Source organism: Pseudomonas sp., assembly GCF_030147005.1.
Lineage (GTDB): Bacteria > Pseudomonadota > Gammaproteobacteria > Pseudomonadales > Pseudomonadaceae > Aquipseudomonas.
Genome location: NZ_JASLAW010000245.1, coordinates 1 through 4,875, shown reverse-complemented (window position 1 = coordinate 4,875; position 4,875 = coordinate 1). Strand labels below are relative to the sequence as shown.

Genomic DNA, 4,875 nt, shown 5'->3' with positions numbered 1-4,875 from the left:
GGGGCCGCTTCGCAGCCCGGCGGGAGCAAGCTCCCTCGCCACAGGTGATTCGCCGTGCCTTAACGGTTTCGGCACACGCCTTGCGTAATCCATTCATCTGCCGGTAAACAGGAGCATCCGTTACCCATCGACCCAGAGCCGCCCCATAAGAAAGTAAGGAACCTAGTGCGCGACGGCGACGGCACCTGCAAGGCTTAAGCAACACGCCCGTGTGGGAGCGCTCGAGCCCTAGCGAGGCCGCGATGGCGGTGGGTCAAGCAGTACAAATCCAACAGTGCCCTCGCCCACATCCGGACTGCCGCACATCTGACTTTGGACAACAAAGTCGACTGGCCGCGTCCATCAGCTATCGGTCGACCACCACTTGGGCAACAACTGCCGCACCCGCGCCTCGCCAAAGCGGTCGTCGATCAACATCACCACCCCTCGGTCGTGCTGGCTGCGAATCACCCTGCCCGCCGCTTGCACGACTTTCTGAATACCGGGATACAAATAGGTGTAGTCATAGCCCGCGCCGAAGATGGCGCCCATGCGCGCCTTCATTTGTTCGTTCACCGGATTGAGTTGCGGCAAGCCCAGGGTGGCGATGAACGCCCCGATCAAGCGCGCACCGGGCAGGTCGATACCTTCACCAAAGGCGCCGCCCAGCACCGCAAAACCGATGCCCTGGCTGTGCGGGGTGAACTGGTCCAGAAAGGCCTGGCGCTCAGCCTCGGCCATGCCCCGCGACTGCAACCACAGGGTGATCCGTGGGTGACGCTCAGCCATCAATTGCGCCACTTGTTGCAGGTAATCGAAGCTTGAGAAAAACGCCAGGTAGTTGCCGGGTTGCTCGGCGAATTGGCGGGCGATCAGCGCCACGATGGGTTCTAGCGAGGCTTGGCGGTGCACGAACCGCGTGGAGATGCGGTCAACGATGCTCACCTGCAATTGCTCGGCCTTGAACGGCGATTCGACGTCGATCCATGCGGTATCCGCCGGCAACCCCAGTAAGTCGGCGTAATAGTGGCGCGGGCTCAACGTCGCGGAAAACAGCACGCTGCTGCGCGCGGCGGTCAACCGGGGCCGAATGAACTCGGCCGGCACCACGTTGCGCAGGCACAGGGTCGAGCTGCTGCGCTTGCCGCTGAACTGGCGTTTGCTGATATCGAAGATGAAGTGCTCGTTGAACAGCTCGGCCACCTTGGCCCATTGCAGCGCCTCGAAGTAGAAGGCTTGCAGGTCGCCGTTGAGCGCTTCGGGATGGTCGTTGAAGTAGTCGCCCATGGCGCTTGCGCACAGGCTCAGGGCCTGGAGCAGCTTGTCGGGCTTGGCCGCGTACGCCTGATACGGCGCGAGCTGGTCCTTGTGCAAGGCGTTCCATTCACGGTTCAGGCGCTGCAAGGGCTTTTTCAGCACCTCGGGTGCACTCTCGCGCAAGGTCTTGAGGCTGTATTGATCAAGGCTGGCGCTGTACATCGAGCGGGCCCGCTCGACCAGGTTATGCGCCTCGTCCACCAGCACCGCGACCCGCCATTGGTTGAGCTGGGCCAGGCCGAACAGCATCGCGCCAAAATCGAAATAGTAGTTGTAGTCGGCGACTACGACGTCGGTCCAGCGCGCCATTTCCTGGCTCAGGTAATACGGGCAGACGTCGTGGGCCAGGGCGACTTCCCGCAAGTGACGTTGATCAAGCAGAAGAACCCTGGACGCCGCCTGGCGGGCGGCGGGCAAGCGGTCGTAAAAGCCTTTGGCCAGCGGGCACGAGTCGCCGTGGCAGGCTTTGTCCGGGTGCTCGCACGCCTTGTTCCGCGCCACCAGTTCCAGCACTCGCAAAGACAGCTCGGGGCTGCTGTCGTACAACACTTGGGCGGCATCCAGCGCCAGCTTGCGGCCGGGGGTCTTGGCGGTGAGGAAATAGATCTTGTCCAACTGCTGCGGCGCCAGCGCCTTGAGCATCGGAAACAGCGTGCCGACGGTTTTGCCGATGCCGGTAGGCGCCTGGGCCATCAGGCAACGGCCGGTGCTGACCGCTTTGTAGACCGATTCGGCCAACGAACGTTGGCCGACGCGAAACTCGGCGTGGGGAAACGCCAGGCTTTGCGCGTCGCGGTTGCGCGCCTCGCGGTGCTGCATCTGCTGGTGGGCCCAGTCCAGAAACAGCGCGCATTGCTGGTTGAAGAAGCGCTCCAGGTCGGGCGCGGCAAAACGCTCCTTGAGCAGGGTTTCACCCTCGCCGACGATATCGAAATACACCAGCGCCAGTTCGATGTCATCAAGCCCGAGCTTCTGGCACATCAACCAGCCATAGACTTTGACCTGGGCCCAATGCAGCAGCCGATGGTTGGCCGGCTGGGCCTGGAGGTCGCCGCGATAGGTTTTTACCTCTTCAAGGCGGTTGCCGTCCGGGTCATAGCCGTCCGCCCTGCCCCGCACCCTGAGCTGCTGATACTCGCCCTCGAGCGCCACTTCGTTCTGGTAATGCGCACTGCGCCGCGACGCCACCGTGCGATGGCCGACGATGCCTTCCTGGGCGCTGGGCGACGGCGTAAAACGCAGGTCCAGGTCACCGACCTTGGCCGTGAACTCACACAACGCGCGCACCGCGACGCTATAGCTCAAGCGGACGTTGCCCAGCGCACATAACAGACCGTGACCGGCATCTGGTATTCACCGCAGAACTCCAGCCAGCGCAGTTGGTTGTCCTGCAGGCGGTCGCCAGGGCCCTTGACCTCGATCATGCGGTAGGTTTTCTGCGCCGGCCAGAACTGGATCAGGTCGGGCATCCCGGTGCGGTTGGCGCGGATATCCAGCAGCAGCCGCTCGAACCAGTAGCGCAGGTGTTCGGCGGGCAGGCAGGTCAAGGCTTGCTCCAGCAGTTCTTCGCTGAGCAGGTTCCAGAACACAAAGGGCGATTGAATCCCCCACTTGTCCACATAACGTTGGCGAATGGTGGTCTTGTAGCGCTCGTCCCGCAGTTGCTCAAAGCACGTGCTGAACAACTCGGTTCGGCGCTGATGAAAGTCTTCACTGTGCAAGTCGGCGGGCCCGCGCTGGAACGGGTGGAAAAACGCGCCCGGCAATGGCGCGAAGATCACGTCCCAGCACAGCAGGCCGAACAGCGAATTGATCAGGCCATTTTCCACATAATGCACCGGCGCATCCGGCTCGCTCAGATGGGCCTGCACGCAACATTCCACCGACATCAGCGGTTCCGGCAATGCCAGTGCGAGGTCCAGGCGCGTGACGGCGCGGGGCTTGGCCTTGGGCACCGTCGGCTCACCCAGCTTGCGCCGCAGGCGCGGCAATACGCGCAGCAGGTGTTGCTGCTCGGCCGCGCTTTCCGGTGCCTGTTGCGCGGCAACGGCCAACGCCATGGCTTGCCCGTAAGCCTCCTGACGCTCCAGCACGCGGATCAAACGCGAACGCGCGCCGGGATAGGCACACGCGCGATAGATCTGCTCCGCCACGTTCAACTCGGCACTGCGTTCACAGTATTGGCCGATCTGAAACAGCAGTTTGGCGCGGCGTTTTTCCAGCCAGGGGTTGTCGGTGTTCAACGTGGCAATGTGCGCCAATATCGTTTCCAGCGCCTCACCCGCGTCAAACGCTTGCTGGCACTGGTGCAGGAACAAAAAGCCCTGCACGTCGGCGCGGCTGCGCAACCCACGGGACTCGGCGCAGAACGCCACCTTTTCGTAGGTGTAAATGCCCAGGTCCGCCAGCACGAACTCCGACCAGTCCTGATACAGGTTGCCGAAAAACATCAGGCGCAGGCGGTCGCACAACTCCATCACCGTCAGGCTGTAAAGCACATCCTCCAGACCGGGGCACCAAAGGGCAAAGCTGCGGCTTTCGTTGAACTGCGCTGCCAAAGGCTGCAACCAGTCGGATTTGCGACCTTTGGGTTGCTCGATCCAGGGCTTGAAGGCCATCAAGAGTTCGCCTTTTTGCAGCAGGCCGAACAGCTCTTCGAAGCCCAGCAGGCATTGATCATCGACCCAACCGAACGCCAGCAGCGGCTGCATGGCCGCGTGCGGGCAGCCGACTTCCAGGTAATTGAGCTTTGCCCCGCGAAAATGCACGCCCTTGCGCATGACCATGCGCACCAATAACGCCTGGGACGCTTGCGGCAGCCTGTCGAATTGCTGAATGAACTGCAATTCGTCCGGATCGAGCAAATCGGCATAGCGTTGCTCCAACCAACTCAGCACTTGGCGGAAGTTGTGCAGGTAATACAAGGGGTCTTCGAGTGGGTGGGCCATGGCGCTAAGCAATCAACTACTGGTTATGCATACAGAGTGCCGTCGCAAACGGTTTGTTGCAATCAGTAATAGATAAATGGCGCCTGCAACTTTTTGCAAAAAAGCGATCAGATGAGGGAGCTGATCGCGTAACATTTATAGCCCGCAGCCAGACGGCGCGGGACTTTTCAGGGTTTAAGGTAAGGGTAATGAACATGAAGAATTTGGGTCTTCCGCTGGTTGCACTCACTTTTCTGGTATTGGCCGGTTGCTCCACGCAAACCGTCGTGACGTTGCAAAACGGCACACAGTATTTGACCAAGGACACACCCAACGCCAAGACCGCCGACGGCTTTTATGAATTTACCGATATCGCCGGCAAGCGCATCCGTATCAAGGCGGATGACGTGGCCACGGTGCGCGAGGAAAAATAACCGCCCGTTCTTGCCGATCACCTGTGGGACGGGGCTTGCCCTAATGCCGGTCAGTTAAGCGCTAAAGCAGAAAAACCTGCGACCTGTGGCGAGGGAGCTTGCTCCCGTTGGGGCGCGATGCGGCCCAAAAACTGGGACTGCTACGCAGTCCAGGGGGAGAACGCTCCCTCGCCACAGGGACCGGTTCTGTCTTAACTGACTGGCATTAGGGCTTGCCC

Annotated in this window: 3 protein-coding genes; 1 reads left to right on the top strand and 2 read right to left on the bottom strand. The window is 61.2% G+C overall.

What is annotated here, in order from left to right:
• Positions 1-342 precede the first annotated feature (342 nt).
• Entirely contained in the window at positions 343-2,601 is a 2,259-nt protein-coding gene (locus Q1V60_RS22945; protein WP_300635104.1) for an ATP-dependent DNA helicase, read from the bottom strand.
• Complete coding sequence (locus Q1V60_RS22940) at positions 2,598-4,244, bottom strand: VRR-NUC domain-containing protein (RefSeq protein ID WP_300635103.1); 1,647 nt, start codon at positions 4,242-4,244, stop codon at positions 2,598-2,600. Before Q1V60_RS22940 ends, Q1V60_RS22945 begins: the two co-directional genes overlap by 4 nt.
• Positions 4,245-4,432: 188 nt before the next feature.
• On the opposite strand from Q1V60_RS22940, the gene Q1V60_RS22935 reads away from it, so the two are divergent.
• A complete protein-coding gene (locus Q1V60_RS22935; RefSeq protein WP_124367036.1) occupies positions 4,433-4,657 on the top strand; it encodes a YgdI/YgdR family lipoprotein in 225 nt (74 codons plus the stop codon).
• Positions 4,658-4,875: the final 218 nt, after the last annotated feature.

Bases quoted from the DNA above. Each gene is read 5' to 3' on its own strand.
- Q1V60_RS22940 (WP_300635103.1), bottom strand. From the start codon at position 4,244: ATGGCCCACCCACTCGAAGACCCCTTGTATTACCTGCACAACTTCCGC.
- Q1V60_RS22935 (WP_124367036.1), top strand. From the start codon at position 4,433: ATGAACATGAAGAATTTGGGTCTTCCGCTGGTTGCACTCACTTTTCTG.